The 18,175-nt window shown below is 59.1% G+C and carries 19 protein-coding genes; 13 read left to right on the top strand and 6 right to left on the bottom strand.

Features of this window, described 5'->3' with window-relative positions:
- Window positions 1–23: 23 nt before the first annotated feature.
- The 4 genes from ACN0WV_RS05975 to ACN0WV_RS05960 all read right to left on the bottom strand — a co-directional run bounded on the left by ACN0WV_RS05975 (window position 24) and on the right by ACN0WV_RS05960 (window position 4,116).
- Window positions 24–905, bottom strand: coding sequence for a F0F1 ATP synthase subunit gamma (locus tag ACN0WV_RS05975; protein WP_084351841.1), 882 nt, complete (start codon window positions 903–905; stop codon window positions 24–26).
- A gap of 15 nt (window positions 906–920) precedes the next feature.
- Entirely contained in the window at window positions 921–2,459 is a 1,539-nt protein-coding gene (gene atpA / locus ACN0WV_RS05970) for a F0F1 ATP synthase subunit alpha (RefSeq protein WP_084351839.1), read from the bottom strand.
- Window positions 2,460–3,026 carry a F0F1 ATP synthase subunit delta gene (locus tag ACN0WV_RS05965; RefSeq protein ID WP_084351837.1) on the bottom strand — a complete coding sequence of 189 codons (567 nt, stop codon included), beginning with the start codon at window positions 3,024–3,026 and terminating at the stop codon, window positions 2,460–2,462. It lies immediately after the preceding gene.
- Window positions 3,027–3,372: 346 nt separating this feature from the next.
- Window positions 3,373–4,116: a class I SAM-dependent methyltransferase gene (locus ACN0WV_RS05960; RefSeq protein WP_417604308.1), complete on the bottom strand. Its 744-nt coding sequence runs from the start codon at window positions 4,114–4,116 to the stop codon at window positions 3,373–3,375.
- A gap of 61 nt (window positions 4,117–4,177) precedes the next feature.
- On the opposite strand from ACN0WV_RS05960, the gene gloB reads away from it, so the two are divergent.
- The 3 genes from gloB to ACN0WV_RS05945 all read left to right on the top strand — a co-directional run bounded on the left by gloB (window position 4,178) and on the right by ACN0WV_RS05945 (window position 8,386).
- Window positions 4,178–4,939, top strand: a complete 762-nt coding sequence (gene gloB / locus ACN0WV_RS05955) for a hydroxyacylglutathione hydrolase (RefSeq protein WP_417604306.1) — start codon at window positions 4,178–4,180, stop codon at window positions 4,937–4,939.
- A 163-nt stretch (window positions 4,940–5,102) separates the two neighbouring features.
- Window positions 5,103–7,424, top strand: coding sequence for an ATP-dependent Clp protease ATP-binding subunit ClpA (gene clpA, locus ACN0WV_RS05950; RefSeq protein WP_084352237.1), 2,322 nt, complete (start codon window positions 5,103–5,105; stop codon window positions 7,422–7,424).
- Window positions 7,424–8,386, top strand: a complete 963-nt coding sequence (locus tag ACN0WV_RS05945) for a M23 family metallopeptidase (RefSeq protein ID WP_417604304.1) — start codon at window positions 7,424–7,426, stop codon at window positions 8,384–8,386. Before clpA ends, ACN0WV_RS05945 begins: the two co-directional genes overlap by 1 nt.
- 14 nt (window positions 8,387–8,400) lie before the next feature.
- On the opposite strand, the gene ACN0WV_RS05940 is transcribed toward ACN0WV_RS05945, so the two are convergent.
- Window positions 8,401–9,147 carry a glycosyltransferase family protein gene (locus ACN0WV_RS05940; RefSeq protein WP_417604302.1) on the bottom strand — a complete coding sequence of 249 codons (747 nt, stop codon included), beginning with the start codon at window positions 9,145–9,147 and terminating at the stop codon, window positions 8,401–8,403.
- 219 nt (window positions 9,148–9,366) lie between these two features.
- Between ACN0WV_RS05940 and ffh the strand changes: the two genes are divergently transcribed.
- From ffh to ACN0WV_RS05890, 10 genes are all read left to right on the top strand, one after another.
- Window positions 9,367–10,866: a signal recognition particle protein gene (ffh, locus tag ACN0WV_RS05935; RefSeq protein WP_417604300.1), complete on the top strand. Its 1,500-nt coding sequence runs from the start codon at window positions 9,367–9,369 to the stop codon at window positions 10,864–10,866.
- 81 nt (window positions 10,867–10,947) lie between these two features.
- On the top strand, window positions 10,948–11,478 hold the full coding sequence (locus tag ACN0WV_RS05930) for a GNAT family N-acetyltransferase (protein WP_417604299.1): 531 nt from the start codon (window positions 10,948–10,950) through the stop codon (window positions 11,476–11,478).
- A gap of 102 nt (window positions 11,479–11,580) precedes the next feature.
- Window positions 11,581–11,877 carry a chorismate mutase gene (locus ACN0WV_RS05925; protein ID WP_084351822.1) on the top strand — a complete coding sequence of 99 codons (297 nt, stop codon included), beginning with the start codon at window positions 11,581–11,583 and terminating at the stop codon, window positions 11,875–11,877.
- A 45-nt stretch (window positions 11,878–11,922) separates the two neighbouring features.
- The gene (rpsP, locus tag ACN0WV_RS05920) at window positions 11,923–12,312 is read left to right on the top strand and encodes a 30S ribosomal protein S16 (protein WP_084351820.1); all 390 of its coding nucleotides are present in this window, start codon (window positions 11,923–11,925) and stop codon (window positions 12,310–12,312) included.
- Window positions 12,313–12,539: 227 nt separating this feature from the next.
- Window positions 12,540–13,043, top strand: a complete 504-nt coding sequence (rimM, locus tag ACN0WV_RS05915; protein ID WP_084351818.1) for a ribosome maturation factor RimM — start codon at window positions 12,540–12,542, stop codon at window positions 13,041–13,043.
- A gap of 178 nt (window positions 13,044–13,221) precedes the next feature.
- On the top strand, window positions 13,222–14,043 hold the full coding sequence (gene trmD, locus ACN0WV_RS05910; RefSeq protein WP_417604297.1) for a tRNA (guanosine(37)-N1)-methyltransferase TrmD: 822 nt from the start codon (window positions 13,222–13,224) through the stop codon (window positions 14,041–14,043).
- 51 nt (window positions 14,044–14,094) lie between these two features.
- On the top strand, window positions 14,095–14,478 hold the full coding sequence (rplS, locus tag ACN0WV_RS05905) for a 50S ribosomal protein L19 (RefSeq protein WP_084351817.1): 384 nt from the start codon (window positions 14,095–14,097) through the stop codon (window positions 14,476–14,478).
- An 11-nt stretch (window positions 14,479–14,489) separates the two neighbouring features.
- The gene (gene rpmE / locus ACN0WV_RS05900) at window positions 14,490–14,711 is read left to right on the top strand and encodes a 50S ribosomal protein L31 (protein WP_084351814.1); all 222 of its coding nucleotides are present in this window, start codon (window positions 14,490–14,492) and stop codon (window positions 14,709–14,711) included.
- Between the two features lie 173 nt (window positions 14,712–14,884).
- Entirely contained in the window at window positions 14,885–15,481 is a 597-nt protein-coding gene (locus ACN0WV_RS05895; protein WP_417604295.1) for a thermonuclease family protein, read from the top strand.
- Window positions 15,482–15,759: 278 nt separating this feature from the next.
- Window positions 15,760–16,569: a division plane positioning ATPase MipZ gene (locus tag ACN0WV_RS05890; RefSeq protein ID WP_417604293.1), complete on the top strand. Its 810-nt coding sequence runs from the start codon at window positions 15,760–15,762 to the stop codon at window positions 16,567–16,569.
- Window positions 16,570–16,733: 164 nt separating this feature from the next.
- Here ACN0WV_RS05890 and ACN0WV_RS05885 read toward each other — a convergent pair whose 3' ends face one another.
- Window positions 16,734–18,038 carry a calcium-binding protein gene (locus tag ACN0WV_RS05885; protein ID WP_417604291.1) on the bottom strand — a complete coding sequence of 435 codons (1,305 nt, stop codon included), beginning with the start codon at window positions 18,036–18,038 and terminating at the stop codon, window positions 16,734–16,736.
- Window positions 18,039–18,175 lie beyond the last annotated feature (137 nt).

Raw genomic sequence — 18,175 nt, 5'->3', positions numbered from 1 at the left:
ATTTTCAAACGCGAGAGCACGCATTACAACGCCTCAGCGCCCGAGATAATTTCGATAAGCTCGTTGGTGATGACGGCCTGACGAGAGCGGTTATATTCGATCGTCAGCTTGTCGATCATCTCGCCTGCGTTACGGGTTGCGTTATCCATGGCGGACATCCGTGCGCCCTGTTCGCTGGCGCCGTTTTCAAGCAGAGCTGCAAAGATCTGGGTCGCCACACCACGCGGCAGCAAGTCGGCAAGGATCGCCTCTTCGCTGGGCTCGTATTCGTAGACGGTGGCGGCTGCATCGCCTTCGTCATCCGCGGTGTCAAATTTTGCCGGAATGATCTGCTGAGCGGTCGGGGTCTGTGCAACCACGTTGACAAACTCCGAATAGAAGATCGTCGCCACGTCAAATTCACCTTCGTCAAAGCGCGAAAGGACATTCTTGGCAATGCCCTGCGCGTCGGCATAGCCCACACGCTTGACGTCGCTCATGTCGACATGCTCGATGAACAGCTTGCCGAAGTCGCGCCTCATACTGTCGCGCCCCTTCTTGCCAACGGTGATGATTTTCACCGTCTTGCCCTTGGACAGCAATTCCGTGGCATGCTGTTTGGCAAGCTTTGCGATATTGGCGTTGAAACCACCGCAAAGACCACGCTCTGCGGTCAGGACGACCAGCAGGTGAACATCGTCGCTGCCGGTTCCGCGCAACAAGCGCGGCGCGGAATCCGACCCGGCAACAGACGCCGCCAACTGCCCGAGCACTTCGTTGAAGCGCTCGGCATATGGGCGGGCAGCCTCGGCAGAGTCCTGCGCGCGGCGCAGTTTCGCCGCGGCAACCATCTGCATCGCCTTGGTGATCTTGCGGGTCGATTTGACCGACGCGATCCTATTTTTCAGGTCCTTGAGATTCGGCATGGGCCTATCTCCTTCTTATGCGAAGTCTGCGGCGTATTCGTCCAGTGCGGCGCGGATCTTGTCTTCGGCTTCGCCTTTGATCTTGGGATCTTCGTTGGTGATGAAGTCCAGCAGATCAGAATGCTTGCCGCGCAGATGCTGCAACAGGCCCTGCTCGAAACGACCCACGTCCTTGACGGCAATCTTGTCGAGGTAGCCTTTGGTGCCTGCAAAGATCACGCAGACGATTTCCGCGTTGGTCAGCGGCGAATACTGCGGCTGCTTCATCAGCTCGGTCAGACGCGCACCGCGGTTCAGCAATTGCTGGGTTGCGGCGTCAAGGTCGGAACCGAACTGCGCAAAGGCCGCCATTTCGCGGTACTGCGCCAATTCCAGTTTCACCGGACCCGCGACAGATTTCATCGCGTTCGTCTGGGCCGAGGACCCGACCCGCGAAACCGACAGACCGGTGTTCACGGCAGGACGGATGCCCTGGTAGAACAGTTCGGTTTCAAGGAAGATCTGACCGTCGGTGATCGAGATCACGTTGGTCGGAATAAAGGCCGAAACGTCGCCACCCTGAGTTTCGATGATCGGCAGCGCCGTCAGCGACCCGTTGCCGTGATCGTCGCCCAGTTTGGCCGAGCGTTCGAGCAGACGGGAGTGAAGGTAGAAAACGTCGCCAGGATAGGCTTCGCGGCCCGGCGGACGGCGCAGAAGCAGCGACATCTGGCGATAGGACACGGCCTGTTTGGAAAGGTCATCATACACGATCAGCGCGTGGCGACCGTTGTCGCGGAAATGCTCTGCCATCGCGGTCGCGGAATACGGTGCGAGGAACTGCATCGGCGCGGGATCGGAAGCGGTGGCCGCAACAACGATGGAGTATTCCATCGCGCCGGTCTCTTCGAGCTTCTTGACCAGCTGCGCAACGGTGGAGCGCTTCTGACCGATGGCAACATAAACGCAGTAAAGCTTCTTGCCCTCGTCGTCGCCTGCGGCTTCGTTATAGGACTTCTGGTTCAGGATCGCGTCAAGTGCGACAGCGGTCTTGCCGGTCTGACGGTCGCCAATGATCAACTCGCGCTGGCCGCGGCCGATCGGGATCATCGCGTCGATCGACTTCATGCCCGTCGCCATCGGCTCGTGCACCGATTTACGCGGGATGATGCCGGGTGCCTTGACGTCGGCAATGCCGCGCTTGGACGCATTGATCGGGCCTTTGCCATCCAGCGGATTTCCCAGACCGTCAACAACGCGGCCCAGCAGCTCGTCACCGATGGGCACGTCCACGATGGAGTTGGTGCGCTTGACGGTGTCGCCTTCCTTGATGTCCCGGTCGGAACCGAAAATAACCACACCGACGTTGTCGGATTCAAGGTTCAGCGCCATGCCCTGGATACCACCGGGAAACTCGACCATCTCGCCCGCCTGGACGTTGTCGAGACCGTAGACTCGCGCGATACCGTCACCGACGGACAGCACGCGGCCCACCTCAGCAACTTCGGCCTCCTGACCAAAGTTCTTTATCTGCTCCTTTAGGATCGCAGAAATCTCGGCTGCTTGGATACCCATTTATCCGACCTCTTTCATTGCATTCTGGAGGGAATTGAGCTTGGAGCGGATCGACGTGTCGATCATCTTCGAGCCCACCTTGACGACAAGACCGCCGATGAGGCTTTCATCGACGGTCGCATTAATCTTGACGTCCTTGCCCACCTGGGCCTTGAGCGTCTTGGAAAGTTCTTCTGCCTGCGCAGGCGTCAACGCCGTGGCCGAGACAACGTCTGCGGTCACCTCGCCTTTTTCGACGGCAATCATCGCGCGCAACTGGTCGATCATCGCAGGCACCACGAAAAGGCGGCGCTTGGACGCCATCAGGCTCAGCGCGTTTTGCAAGGCCTGCATCAGGCCCGCCTTCTTGGCGATCGCATCGATTGCCTGGCGCTGTTCGTCACGACCGTAGATCGGCGACGTGATAAGCGCGCGCAAATCTGCGCTCTCTTTCAGGGCTCCGTGAAGCTCATCGAGGTTGCTTTCCAATTGGGCAAGCCCGTTATTCTCCTTGGCAATCTCGAACACTGCTGTCGCATAGCGTTCGGCGATGCCGGAGGAAATCGAAGCTGATTCAGACACGTCCACCCTTCCGATATCTTTGCCCCGAAACCCTGCCGCAAATGGCAGTGCGTCCGGGGGTGTTGTGCCCCGGATCGGTCCGGGGCGACTAAATCAGCGCGGATGTAGCAGAGGCGTCCTCACCTAGCAACATAGTAGGGGTGAATAGCAAAATCTGCAAAACCACGCATTTACAATCAGTTAGACAAAGTGCGACTTTCTGCGCGTGCAAAAAGATGAAGAAATTGCCGCAATTCCTCGTCGTTTGTGCGATTCTGAAGCGTCCGCGCGGCACTCAAAGCGCCCATGTGATCCGCAGCCTGCCCTTTTTCCGGGCGCTGCGCCAGCGATTTTCCAGATTGCGCCGCGCCTCTCAGATCGGCTTGGGCTTGGCCTCCGCATTGCCGAGCACGGCCAGCGGCGACGGCACCCGCACACGTTCTCCGGGGCCAGACGGTGCCTGCACCCGCTTTGACGCCTCGATCATCAGAACCCCGCCCGACATCAGGGCAGACACCGAATGCCCCAGCCGTTCCCACATCGGGCCGGTTTTCATCCAGAACCGTCGACGCGAGGGAGGCTGGTAAAGGGCGGTCACTTGTTGTTCCGGCATGAAGTTGTGCTTTTTCAGCTGCGTTTCCAGCTGGCGCGACGTATAGGGACGCCCATAGCCGAACGGCGTCTCGTCGCTGCGTGACCACAGGCCCGCGCGGTTGGGGACAATGAACAGCGCCTTGCCGCCCGGCCCCAACACCCGAAAACACTCGTCCAGAACCGCCGTCGGCTGTTCCGACGCCTCCAGCCCGTGCATCACCACCAGTTTGTCGACATGACCCGTCTCGATCGGCCAAAGCTCTTCGTCACACAGCACACTGACATTGGCCATGCCCGGCGGCCAGGGCATGACGCCCTGGGGGCCGGGCATCAGTGCGACCACCCGGCGCGCATTGGCCAGGTAGGGGCGCAGCAGCGGTACCGCAAAGCCGAATCCGGCGACCATCTGCCCCTGCGCCTCGGGCCAGAGCCGAAGCATCTGGCCACGCAGAACCTTCTGTGCCTCGCGACCCAGCGCGTTGCGATAATAGAAGTTGCGCAGGTCCTGCACGTCGAGATGCATTGCAGCCCTCTCATTGATCGGCGAAGCTGGCCGCAGTTTATCCAAGACCGAAGGAAAGACCATGCCTCTTGAGATCATCACCGTGCCTTGCCTGTCCGACAATTATGCCTATCTCGTCAAGGGGCCGGATGGCGTTTGCCTGATCGACGCTCCGGAAGCCGCCCCGATCATCAAGGCGCTGGAGGACCGAGGCTGGGGTCTGGATGTAATTATGATCACCCATCACCATCACGATCATGTCGGCGGCGTTAGTGAATTGCGCGCGCGCTACGGATGCAAGGTGATGGGCCCCAAAGCTGAAGAGGCAAAGTTGCCCCCGCTGGACAGGGCGCTGGAGGAGGGCATGAACGGCGGCACGGATGCAGGGTATGTCGTGCCGATGATAGTGCCCGGCCATACGCTTGGCCATATGGCGTTTCATTTTCCCAATGCCGGTGCCGTCTTTACCGCCGACAGCCTGATGGCCCTGGGATGCGGTCGGGTCTTCGAGGGCACGCCGGAAATGATGTGGGACAGCCTGTCCAAACTGGCCGCGTTGCCGTCCGAAACGAAGATTTACTCCGGTCACGAATATACGATGAGCAATGCAAAATTCGCGCTGAGTATTGAACCGGAGAATCCGAGCCTTAAATCAAGGTGCGAGGCGGTTGCAGCTGCGCGCTCTGAAGGCCGCCCCACGGTGCCCTCCGTTCTGTCAGAGGAACTGGAGACCAACCCGTTCCTGCGCGCGAACCTTCCGCAAGTCAAAGAAGCGCTCGGTATGCCGGATGCTTCGGACGCCAGCGTTTTCGCAGAAATACGGACGCGCAAGGACAACTTCTAGATGCATTTCACGTCAGGTTGCAGCACTACTCCCAAATGTGACCGGCCAAAATGCAGAAAAAACTTGTAGATGTGGGGGAACATCCACCACACTTTAATACCAAGAGGCCATGGTTGAGCAGGCTAAGACCGGCACCGACCCAGATAAGAGGAGCACCAACACCGTGCCTTCATTCTCAACGACCCTAGAACAGGCGATTCACGCAGCGTTGGCGCTGGCAAATTCACGGGCGCATGAATTTGCCACGTTGGAACATCTTCTGCTTGCCCTGATTGACGAACCGGAAGCCGCGCGGGTGATGAAGGCCTGCTCGGTCGATACAGAGGAATTGCGCACGTCGCTTGTCGAATACATCGATGACGACCTGTCCAACCTCGTGACCGATATCGAAGGATCCGAAGCTGTGCCGACGGCCGCGTTCCAGCGGGTGATCCAGCGCGCCGCGATTCATGTACAAAGCTCTGGCCGGACCGAAGTGACCGGTGCGAACGTGCTGGTGGCAATCTTTGCCGAACGCGAAAGCAACGCCGCCTATTTCCTGCAACAACAAGATATGACGCGCTATGATGCGGTGAATTTCATCGCCCATGGTGTCGCCAAGGATCCTGCTTACGGCGAAGCGCGCCCCGTGCAAGGGGCCACGGAGATCGAGGAAGAAACACCTCCGGTCACTGACGGTGACCAGAAGGAATCCGCTCTGGCCAAGTATTGCGTCGATCTGAACGAAAAATCCCGCAAGGGTGACGTGGATCCTCTCATCGGTCGCAATTCCGAGGTGGAACGCTGCATTCAGGTTCTCTGCCGTCGCCGCAAGAACAACCCGCTGCTGGTCGGTGATCCCGGGGTTGGCAAAACCGCCATCGCCGAGGGGCTTGCGCGCAAGATCGTCTCGGGCGACACGCCCGAGGTTCTGTCGGAAACGACCATCTTCTCGCTCGACATGGGCGCGCTGCTGGCAGGCACTCGCTACCGCGGTGACTTTGAGGAACGGCTGAAGGCTGTCGTGACAGAGCTTGAGGATCATCCCGACGCGGTCCTGTTCATCGACGAGATCCACACCGTGATCGGTGCGGGCGCGACCTCTGGTGGGGCGATGGATGCCTCCAACCTGCTGAAGCCCGCGCTTCAGGGCGGCAAGCTGCGTTGCATGGGCTCCACCACTTACAAGGAGTTCCGTCAGCATTTCGAGAAGGATCGCGCGCTGAGCCGTCGGTTCCAGAAAATCGACGTCAGCGAGCCGTCGGTGGATGACACAGTGAAGATCCTGAAGGGTCTCAAGCCCTATTTCGAGGACCACCACAACATCAAGTATACCGCTGACGCGATCAAATCGGCGGTGGAGCTGTCTGCACGCTACATCAACGACCGCAAGCTGCCCGACAAGGCCATCGACGTCATCGACGAGGCCGGTGCCGCGCAACATCTGGTGGCCGAATCGAAGCGCCGCAAGACGATAGGTGCCAAGGAGATCGAGGCGGTCGTGGCCAAGATCGCCCGCATCCCGCCCAAGAACGTCTCCAAGGACGATGCCGAAGTGCTCAAGGATCTGGAGGCCAGCCTGAAGCGCGTGGTCTTCGGTCAGGATGCGGCGATTGATGCGCTTTCCTCGGCGATCAAACTGGCCCGTGCCGGTTTGCGCGAACCCGAAAAGCCCATCGGCAACTACCTGTTTGCCGGACCTACGGGTGTTGGCAAAACCGAAGTGGCAAAGCAACTGGCCGATACGCTGGGTGTGGAACTGCTGCGTTTTGACATGTCCGAGTATATGGAAAAGCATGCGGTCAGCCGACTGATTGGCGCTCCTCCGGGCTATGTCGGCTTCGATCAGGGCGGCATGCTGACCGATGGGGTGGACCAGAACCCGCATTGCGTGCTGCTGCTCGACGAGATGGAAAAGGCGCATCCGGATGTCTACAACATCCTGTTGCAGGTGATGGATCACGGCAAGCTGACGGATCACAACGGGCGCACGACGGATTTCCGCAACGTGATCCTGATCATGACCTCGAATGCCGGCGCGACCGAACTGGCCAAGGCGGCGATCGGCTTTGGCCGTGACCGCCGCGAGGGCGAAGACACCGCCGCGATCGAGCGGACGTTCACGCCGGAATTCCGCAACCGTCTGGATGCGGTCATTTCCTTCGCACCGCTGCCGAAAGATGTGATCCTTCAGGTCGTCGAGAAGTTCGTTCTGCAACTCGAAGCGCAGTTGATGGACCGCAATGTCCACATAGAACTGACACGGCCCGCTGCCGCCTGGCTGGCCGATAAGGGCTATGATGACAAGATGGGCGCGCGCCCGCTGGGCCGTGTGATCCAGGAACACATCAAGAAGCCACTGGCCGAAGAGCTGCTGTTTGGCAAACTGACGAAGGGCGGATTGGTCAAGGTCGGGTTGAAAGATGGCAAGCTGCATCTTGAAATGAGCGGCCCGGAAAGCAAGCGTCTGTCGGGCGACAAGCCGCCTTTGCTGACCGCAGAGTAATGTTCCGGCATCTGGCCGCGATTGCAATCTCCCTCGCCGCGACATCTGCGGCGGGGGAGTTTTCGTTACAGACCCCGGTCGATTGCACGCTGGGTGACACATGCCACATACAGCATTACATGGACCGGGCACCGGGGCCGGAAGTGCTGGATTTTCACTGTGGCGCGCTAAGCTATGACGGCCATCAGGGCACAGATTTCGCGCTGGCGACTATCGCGGACATGCAGAAGGGCGTGGCTGTTCTGGCGGCTGCGGATGGCACTGTCCGGGCAACGCGCGACGGCATGGCGGACCGGATATTTGCCAATTCGGACATAACAGCCATCGACGGTCGGGACTGTGGCAATGGCGTGGTGATCGACCACTCGGATGGTTGGCAGACGCAGTATTGCCATATGCGCCGTGGCTCTATCACCGTGCAACAAGGGCAGATCGTAGCCGCCGGGCAACAACTGGGCGCAATAGGTCTGAGTGGCCGCACCCAGTTTCCGCATCTTCATCTCACCCTTCGGCGCGACGGCACCGTTGTCGATCCGTTCGAACCAAACGGTGTCGAAGGCTGTGATGGTGCCGACGCCCCCGCCCTTTGGCAAGATCAGTTTCCTCCCTTCGCGGGTGGCATCATTGATGTCGGCCTGGCAGAGGCCGTGCCCGACTATTCCGACATCAAAGCGGGCAAAGCAGGACAGATGCTAAGTACCGCGTCGCCGGCGATGGTCGTCTTTGGTCTGGCCTATGGCGGGCAGCAGGGCGACATGATCGAGATGTCCCTGACCGGCCCTGAAGGGCGGATCATTCGCCAATCGGTGACGCTGGACAAACCGCAGGCACAGTTTTTCCGGGCCACCGGTCGCAAACGCAGCGGAAGCACCTGGCCAAGGGGCCTCTACCACGGCACCATCAGGCTGCTTCGAGGTGGCGCAGAACTAAACAGTCGCAGCGTGCAGCAGACTGTTCGTTAGCGAACACGGCCATTTCACCGCGGCCACGGTCCCTCGTCCCCCAACGATGCCCATTCCGCTTCCAGCGCCTCGCGTTCCAACTCTCGCAGGACCTCAAACGTGGTGACGCGCGCGCCCTGCCCGCGCAAATGCTGCAACAATCGATGCGAATGCAGGATTGTCGGGATGGCATCCAATGGCTCCCAAGCGTCCAACTCGGTCACGCGGCGCAGGTTGAATTCCGGCGGCAGGACATAGAAACGCAGGTCGCTTTCCCACAACAGATCCTTCAATGTCACCTGATCGCGCGCGATGCCGGCCTCGACATATCGCTGTTTCCACTCGCCAAAGAATGCCGCCATCACTGTGTCATTTCGATACAGCATGACGCCGGAATTCAGTTGCGGAAATGCATAGGGTGTCATGACAGCGTGGCCCTGTCGTATCAACGGCGAACAGCGGCGCATGTCATGCGCCAGCGACAGCGCAAACCGATCCGCCAACCCAAACAGATCCCCCAGGGGTGCCAGCACCAGAACGTCACAATCCAGATACAACACCCGTTCGAATCGCGCGCGGGCAAAGCAATCCAGCTTGGCGCGCGTGTGCGAATCCTGCGTGGCATGCACTTCGTCGAAAAGGTCCAGCCCCGGTGCATCCGGCAGATCTGTAAACAGATCCACCGGCAAACCCGGATTGGTGGCGCGCAGACTTTCTGCCGCCTGCATTGCCAGTTCGAGATAGCCCTGCCCCGTCGCTACAAAGATTACACCGTCCCGCATCGCATCCTCCCTGTGCCGGATATGACCGTGCGGACTTGACTCCTTACGCCCTTTTAGCCTATCCGCGCGGCATACATCCGGAAGTCTGTCATACTTCCGGTCCCTGAGTGGTCAGGGATCGCCCCCCGTCAGCGAGTTTCGCCCACGGGGGACAATTGCATTTGGGCCAGTCCTGCTTACCTGTAGGATCATATCGAAACGGGCGAAGGAGCCGCGGGAATGTTTGAAAATCTATCCGAGCGTCTCTCCGGCGTTTTCGACCGGCTTACCAAACAGGGTGCCCTGTCCGAGGACGATGTCAAGACCGCCCTGCGTGAAGTGCGTGTCGCCCTGCTGGAGGCGGACGTTTCGCTGCCCGTCGCGCGCGATTTCGTCAAGGCGGTGCAGGACAAGGCGACCGGTCAGGCCGTGACCAAATCGGTCACACCCGGCCAACAGGTCGTCAAGATCGTGCATGACGAGCTGGTCCATGTGCTGACCGGCGACGAAGATCCCGGCAAGCTGAAGATCGACAACCCGCCCGCGCCGATCCTGATGGTCGGTCTCCAAGGCTCGGGTAAGACCACGACAACCGCGAAACTGGCCAAGCGGCTGAAGGAACGGGACGGCAAGCGCGTGCTCATGGCTTCGCTTGACGTCAACCGTCCGGCCGCGATGGAGCAGCTGCAAATCCTCGGTGTGCAGATCGGTGTGGACACCCTGCCGATCGTGAAGGGCGAGGATCCTGTCCAGATCGCCAAGCGAGCCAAGACGCAAGCCAGCCTTGGCGGATACGACGTCTATATGCTGGACACCGCTGGACGTCTGCACATTGACGAGGAACTGATCGCACAGGCCGCCGCCGTCCGCGATGTCGCCAACCCGCGCGAGACACTGCTGGTGGTCGATGGCCTTACCGGTCAGGACGCGGTCAACGTCGCCACTGAATTTGACGACAAGATCGGCGTGACGGGCGTTGTCCTTACCCGGATGGATGGTGACGGCCGTGGCGGTGCGGCGCTTTCGATGCGCGCCGTCACTGGCAAGCCCATCCGCTTTGTGGGCTTGGGCGAAAAGATGGACGCGCTGGAGACGTTCGAACCGGAACGGATCTCGGGCCGTATTCTTGGCATGGGCGACATTGTTGCGCTGGTCGAGAAGGCTCAGGAAACGCTGGAGGTCGAACAGGCCGAGCGCATGATGCGTCGCTTCACCAAGGGTCAGTTCAACATGAACGACCTGAAGAGCCAGCTTGAGCAGATGATGAAGATGGGCGGCATGGAAGGCATGATGTCGATGATGCCCGGTGCCGCGAAGATGTCCAAACAGATGGACGGCGCAGGGATCGACGACAAGATGCTGACGCGTCAGGTCGCGCTGATCCAGTCTATGACCAAGAAGGAACGCGCCAACCCCGCGCTGCTTCAGGCCAGCCGCAAGAAGCGCATCGCGCGCGGCGCGGGCATGGAAGTGTCCGACCTCAACAAGCTTCTGAAGATGCATCGCCAGATGGCGGACATGATGAAGAAGATGGGCAAGATGGGCAAAGGCGGCATGCTGAAGCAGGCGATGAAAGGCATGATGGGCAAAGGCGGCCCAACGCCAGAGCAGATGGCGCAAGGCATGGACCCCAAGGCGCTTGAAACAGCGGCCAAGCAGTTGGGCGCAGGCGGCAAGTTTCCCGGATTGGGCGGCGGCGGGCTGCCACCCGGTCTCAGCGGTTTCGGCAAGAAGAAGTAGTGTAATGCCCAGACTCACCTTTCATACACGCGCGTCATATCTCGACGTCCTGCTCTGCCTTGCGGAGGCGGGAGTGCGCGTATGAACCTGACTCAAGCCCCCGTGCTGGACACGAAAAACCTGATTCTGCGCGGCCCGGAAGAACGTGACATCGAACCGATGATCGCCTTTCTTCTGGACCAGGACCGCGCCGCCGGCTTTGGCGCGTCGCCCAACCGCGGTGACGCATGGCGCTGGTTTGCCCTGAATGTCGGACATTGGCATATTCACGGGTATGGCTATTTCACCATCGAAATCCGTGAGACCGGCCAGCCCGCAGGCATCTGCGGCATCTGGAATCCCGAAGGTTGGCCAGAGCCAGAAATCGGCTGGGTGGTGTTCGAAGGGTTCGAGGGCCGCGGCATCGCCTATGAGGCTGCAACCCGCACCCGGCAATATGCTTACGAGGATCTGGGGCTGAAGACGCTGACCTCCAACATCGTGCCCGGCAATGCGCGTTCCGTGGCACTGGCCGAACGTCTGGGTGCCGGCTTTGAGCGCAGCTACAAGAACATCCATATGGGCGACGAGATGCTTTATCGTCATCCCGGACCGGCAGAGGTGCTGGCATGACCCCGGTGCTGGAAATCCAGAACGACATTGATCCGCTGCTCAAGCCCATGGAGGTTTGCAATTGACGGATCGCGATCTCCACCCCATGTCCGAGGCCCGCACATGACCGATAGCGTGACCCGCGCCGCCGAATTGCTGAAATCGCATCGCGAAAGCATCGACCGGCTGGACGCGATCCTCGTGTTCACTCTGGCTGAACGCTTCAAGCACACCCAAGCCGTGGGTGTGCTGAAGGCAGAGCACGACCTTCCGCCCTCTGACCCTGCCCGCGAATCGCAGCAGATCGAGCGGTTGCAAGACTTGGCGACGCAGGCCGATCTCGACCCGGAATTCGCCGCCAAATTCCTGAATTTCGTGATTCAGGAAGTCATCAAACACCACGAACAACACAAATCGTAAGGCGGGACCACCCCGCCGCCCCCTGCCATTCAAAGGAGAAACTCAATGGCTACCAAAATTCGTCTCGCCCGTGGCGGTTCCAAAAAGCGCCCCTTCTACCGCATCGTCGTGACCGACACCCGCATGCCGCGCGACGGCCGCTTCATTGAGAAGCTGGGCACCTATAACCCCCTGCTGGCCAAAGACAGCGAAGAGCGCGTCAAGATGGACATTGACCGTGTCAAGCATTGGCTGGGCGAAGGCGCGCAGGTCACCGACCGCGTGTCGCGCATGCTCGAGGCCGCTGGCGTTCTGGACAAGAAAGAGCGCAGCAACCCCAAGAAAGCTGTTCCGGGCAAGAAAGCCCAGGACCGTGCCGAGGAAAAAACCGCCAAGGCAAGCGCCGCAGCCGAAGCCGCTGCAGCACCAGCCGAAGAAGAAGCCTCCGCAGAATAAGCGGGTGCCGCCGGGGATGGTGGGCGGGGCGATTTTCAGCCATGCTGAAAAAGCGCCGATCCCATCCCCAGCCTATCGGGTTTCCAAATGTTCCGCTTATTGCGTCTTGCCATCTTCACGCTTCTCGCCTTTGCTGCGGGCGTGATGTTCGAACGTAACAACGCGGCAGAACAATGCACGCAAGGGGCCGGGCAAATGCGACAAGGCCATTGCGTCGGGGCAATCAAATGAGCGATCTGATCTGTGTCGGGGCCATCGCGGGTGCCTTTGGTGTCAAGGGCGAGGTGCGCCTGAAAAGCTTCACCGCTGACCCTGAGGACATTGCCGACTACGCGCCGCTCTGCACGGAAGACGGCAAGCAGAGCTTTGACATCACCCTGACCCGCCCCGTCAAGAACGGCTTTGCCGCGCAGATGTCTGGCATCCTCACCAAGGAACAGGCCGACGCCCTGCGCGGCACCAGGCTGTTCGCGCCACGCGACCGCCTGCCGTCCCTTCCCGATGACGAATATTACCATGCCGACCTCATCGGCCTGACGGTGCATGACACCGGCGGGACAGAGCTTGGCCGCGTGAAAGCGGTGCTGAACCACGGTGCCGCAGATCTTCTGGAAATTCAGGCCTCGGGGCAGAGCGAAACCGTGCTCCTGCCCTTCACGATGGCCAGCGTGCCGACGGTGGATATCGCCTCTGGCCGCATCGTTGCCGACCCGCCTGACGGCCTGTTCTGACATCCGCCAAGCCATGGCCCTCCAGCCTTGTGCAAGGCCAGATCGACAGAAACTGTGCAGTGCCGAACCATGTGCGGATTTTAGACACCAGCGCCGCTGTTCCGCGATGCACCGACGCGTCCCTTTACCGACGCAATAGGCATTCCCAAGCCCGCACAAAGCCCCTATGCAGCGGCTTATGACTGACCAACCAAAATCCCACGGACGCAAGACCATCCGCGCCTCGCTCAAGCCGCAAGAGCTGATCACCCACACGCCAGAGCTTCGGGGCGCATGGGTGGCGCAAGTCATCACCCTCTTCCCGGAACTGTTCCCCGGTGTTCTCGGCGGGTCTTTGACCGGCAAGGCGCTGAAAGAAGGGTTGTGGCAGCTTGACGCAATCGACCTGCGTCGCTTTGGCGAGGGCAAGCACCGCAATGTCGATGACACGCCATCGGGCGGCGGTGCGGGCATGGTCCTGCGCGCCGATGTCATGGGTGCCGCGATCGAGCATGCGCAATCCAGGACCCGCGGCAATGCCCCGCTGATCTATCTTTCGCCACGCGGACGCCCGTTCGATCAATCAATGGCCCGCAGCCTTAGCCGGACAGACGGCGTGACACTGATCTGCGGCCGTTTTGAGGGGCTCGATCAACGTGTCATCGACCATTACGGCATCACCGAGGTCTCATTGGGCGACTTTGTCATGACCGGCGGAGAGATTGCCGCTCAGGCCTTGATTGACGCCACGGTCCGGCTTATACCCCGCGTGCTTGGGAATCAGGCGTCCACGGAAGAGGAGTCCTTCTCCCATGGCCTTCTGGAACATCCCCAGTACACACGTCCAACTGTCTGGAACGGTCGCGACATACCTGACATTCTTCTGTCAGGCCATCACGCGAAGATTGCGGACTGGCAGCGGGACATGGCCGAAAGGCTGACCAAGGAACGACGACCTGACCTCTGGCGGGCTTGGTGTGCGGCGCACAACAGGGACCCGGAAGAAGACCAAGAGCTCTGAGGACGCGACAGAACTTTGCGGAACAACCGCAGGCAACATAGGAGTAGGTCAATGGACCTCATCGCTCAACTGGAGGCGGAACAGATCGCTTCCCTCGGGAAAGACGTTCCCGATTTCAAAGCCGGAGACACGATCCGTGTCGGCTATAAAGTGACGGAAGGGACCCGCACACGGGTTCAGAACTACGAAGGCGTTTGCATCAGCCGCAAGAACGGCCACGGCATTGCCGGATCGTTCACCGTCCGCAAGATTTCCTTTGGCGAAGGCGTGGAACGTGTGTTCCCGCTGTTCTCGACCAATATCGACAGCATCACCGTGGTGCGTCGCGGCCGTGTGCGCCGTGCAAAGCTGTACTATCTGCGCACCCGTCGCGGCAAGTCGGCCCGGATTGCGGAAGTCGCAAACTACAAGCCCAAAGCGGGCGCTCAGGCGTAAGGATCGGCGAGATGAAAAAAGACATTCACCCCGAATACCACGAGATCAACGTCAAGATGACCGATGGTACCGTCGTACAAATGCGCTCCACCTGGGGCAAGGAAGGCGACCAGCTTTCACTGGACATCGACCCTTCGGTGCACCCTGCCTGGAACGGTGGCACATCGCGTCTGATGGACACCGGTGGCCGTGTCACCAAGTTCAAGAAGAAATACGAGGGCCTTGGCTTCTGAAGCCTTCGTTCAATCGAATTTGCAGAACGCCGCTCCATCTGGGGCGGCGTTTTTTGTTTGGTGCTGCACCGGAAGGTTGATCCGCGACGTTTGCAGATTTTGTTAACTTGTGCATTGTATCTCGGCGAAACGGTGCCGCGACCAGAACAATGAAGGGTTGGCCAATTTGATATATGCAATTTTGTTATCGCTACTCGCAGGCGCTGCAGCTTTTTTTCTTTGCCAAAAGGCGGAGCCCCGAAGAAGAAATAAGCGACGATCGCACGGAGGTGATCAATACCGCTGAAAGACTTCCTCAACCTTTCGATACGGACAGTGCACATCCAGTAACCGAAAACGAGATTCTGGAGGGTGCCGCTTACGTCGTTGATGGCGATACCGTGGTCATCAAAAAGACCCAGATACGGTTGTTCGGTGTCGATGCCCCCGAAATGAACCATCCTTATGGCAAGAAAGCGAAATGGGCTTTGGTCTCCTTGTGCAAGGGCAAGACAGTGCGCGCGGAGATCACAGATCAAGACGACTACGGCCGTACCGTAGCAAAATGCCACTTGCTTGATGGTCGCGATCTATCGGCAGAAATGGTTAAACTCGGCTTAGCCATTGATTGGCCAAAGTTCTCAGGCGGAAAATATCGTTCGTTAGAACTACCTGACGCACGAAAGAAGCTATGGCTCGCCGACGCGCGTCAAAAAGGGCACATGCATATTTGGCGAAAATATGAAGCTAAACAAGGGGCGAGCGCCAACGTAGATAAGCCTTCAGTTTAGTCGAGCAAAGTACTCAAACAAACGCCTTTAGCTGACATGACGGATGATATTGTCCGCGTTCATGTCCAACCTCTTGTCGCGTGATTTTCATTTTTCCGTAGGCATACTCAAATCCATAGAGTACTCGCGGGTTCCTCGGCCATTGCGGTCCGGTGGCTGCGGCGTGACATTCGCTGGATAACAACGTCTTGCGCCCTTTTCTTGGGAAATCACGCAAGATAGAGTGTTCGCAAAGGCACCACAGCCAAACATGTGGGTTCAAAGACAAGGGTCGGTCAGTGGCGCATATTATCGTAGTCGGGAATGAAAAGGGCGGCGCGGGCAAGTCTACCGTGTCGATGCATGTGGCGACGGCCCTTGTCAGGATGGGCCATACGGTCGGCGCGCTGGATCTTGATCTGCGCCAGCAGACATTCGGGCGCTACACGTTGAATCGGCGTGAATTTCTTGCCCATGAAGGTCTGGACCTTCCGACGCCGAATTTCATGCAACTTCCGGATATTGATCCGGCGAACATTCCGGAAGGCGAAAACATCTATGACCACCGCCTGTCCGCCGCCATTGCCGAACTGGAAAGCAAAAGCGACTTCATCCTGATCGACTGTCCCGGCTCGCACACCCGGCTTAGCCAGGTTGCCCATTCGCTGGCCGATACACTGGTCACGCCCTTGAATGACAGTTTCGTGGATTTTGATTTGTTGGCTCAGACGGATGCCAACGGAACCACAATCAAGGGTCCGTCGGTCTATTCTGAAATGGTGTGGAATGCGCGGCAGTTGCGCGCTCAGGCTGGGCTGAAGCCGATCGACTGGGTGGTGCTGCGCAATCGCCTAGGTTCACAAAACATGGTCAACAAGCAGAAAATGGAACAAGCGCTGGACCGGCTGTCGAAACGGATCGGGTTTCGCGTCTCCCCTGGTTTTAACGAACGGGTGGTATTCCGCGAGCTGTTTCCACGCGGGCTGACCCTGCTGGACCTCAAGGATATCGGGGTCAAGCAGCTTAACATTTCCAATATCGCTGCGCGTCAGGAACTGCGCGATCTGCTGAAGGCGCTGAAACTGCCCGACGTCACGATCAACTTCTAGCATCCTGCCCGGTCAGATGTCGGGTTGGATAATCCCCACCCTTTTTCGCCGTTCCTTGATCCGACGAGCTGACGCAAATTTAGGTCGATCGCTGATCGCAGGAAAAAGGGCACCTGACCCGGTGCCCTCTCGCTGTTTTTGAGAATTGTTTCCCGCGCAAACGGTCAGCCTAGAAGGTCGTAGACTTCGCCGCCGATCTGCAAGTTGATCTCGTCCTGTGCGCCGCCATCGACCAATGACCACAGGATCATGCCTGAAGGTTGGTGAACGACGAACGCTTCGTCGACATCGCCGTCACCCGCCCCCGGCGTGTTTCCGAAGTTAACGGCGAAGTCGCTGGCTTGCGCGCCCTTGCGATAGACCAGAAGGTCGCCTTCAGAGGCATCGTAATCAGCCACCCAATCTGTCGCGTGCTTTTTCGTTCCGGCATGGAAGAAGCTGTCGGCACCGTCGCCGCCGTTCAGACGGTCAAATCCGAAACCACCGTTGAGGAAGTCATCACCATTGCCGCCCAGCAGCTGGTCACCGAAATCGTTTCCTGTCAGGATGTCGTTGCCGTCCAAACCAACAAGACGGTCACTGCCGCCGCCGCCGGTCAGACGGTCATTGCCCGTGCCGCCAATCAGATGATCCGTACCTGCCCCGCCGTCGAGCACGTCATCACCCGCGCCACCGTCAATGAAGTCGTCATCGGTGCCGCCGGAAAGCGTATCATTCCCGTCACCACCGCGCAGCACGTCATCCCCTGCTCCCGCGTCGAACACGTCAGCACCGGCACCAAAGATGAAGATGTCGCTGGCATCGGCCCGCTGGTCTTCGAGGATATCAAGCGCTTGGGTCAGATCGATCTGTTCGATCTCGCCCGCCGCAGCAGGTAGCAGTGTGACAAGGCCATTCTGGTTGCCATCAACTTCGCCACCCGTGCCGGAGCCGATACCCGTAGGCACTTCAACCCCGTGCAGAACAATCTCGCGCAGGGACAGAGGCATGATGTCGTCAGAGGTGTAATCGTTCGAAGTTACCGGGCTGAAGAAGTTGGAATCGTCTTCCAGATTATAGGACTGAAGGAACGACAACTCCCCGTTCACATCTGCCATCGGCGATGCGCCACCTTCGGGTGAAACCAGGGGCAACAGGATGTCACCATATTTTGTCAGACCTTCGAGAACCTCAACCATGCCGTCCAGATCGGCATCTTCTGTAAGACCGGGAGTGGTGGAATCGATCGGGTTTCCATTTTCGTCAAACAGTCCGTGGATATGCTGGAGGTGGGTTACCGACGGGGCCAGCCCTTCAGCGGCGATGGACACATTCAGATAGCGAGTGCCATCGTCTTCGGTGGCCATTGCCAATACGGCATTGCCGGTCACGCCAGAGGAATTCAGCGCGGCCAGATCGACCGACCAGAACGCATCCGCGCCCTTCAGAAAGGTTTCAAAGGATGTGTAGCTTGAGGCCAAATGGGCCATGGTGAGTCCTCCTGTTGATGATCTCTGCACGAAGTCACGAGCGGGCTTGGGCAGAGTTTCAGGAAAACTCAGATAATTTCCGGATCTCGCGAACTCGTGATCCGGGCGTGAGAAATCAAACGCACGAGATAATGCAA

The sequence above is a fragment of the Primorskyibacter flagellatus genome (assembly GCF_048268605.1).
GTDB classification, from domain to species: domain Bacteria; phylum Pseudomonadota; class Alphaproteobacteria; order Rhodobacterales; family Rhodobacteraceae; genus Primorskyibacter; species Primorskyibacter flagellatus.
This window is presented reverse-complemented; position numbering and strand designations above follow the sequence as displayed.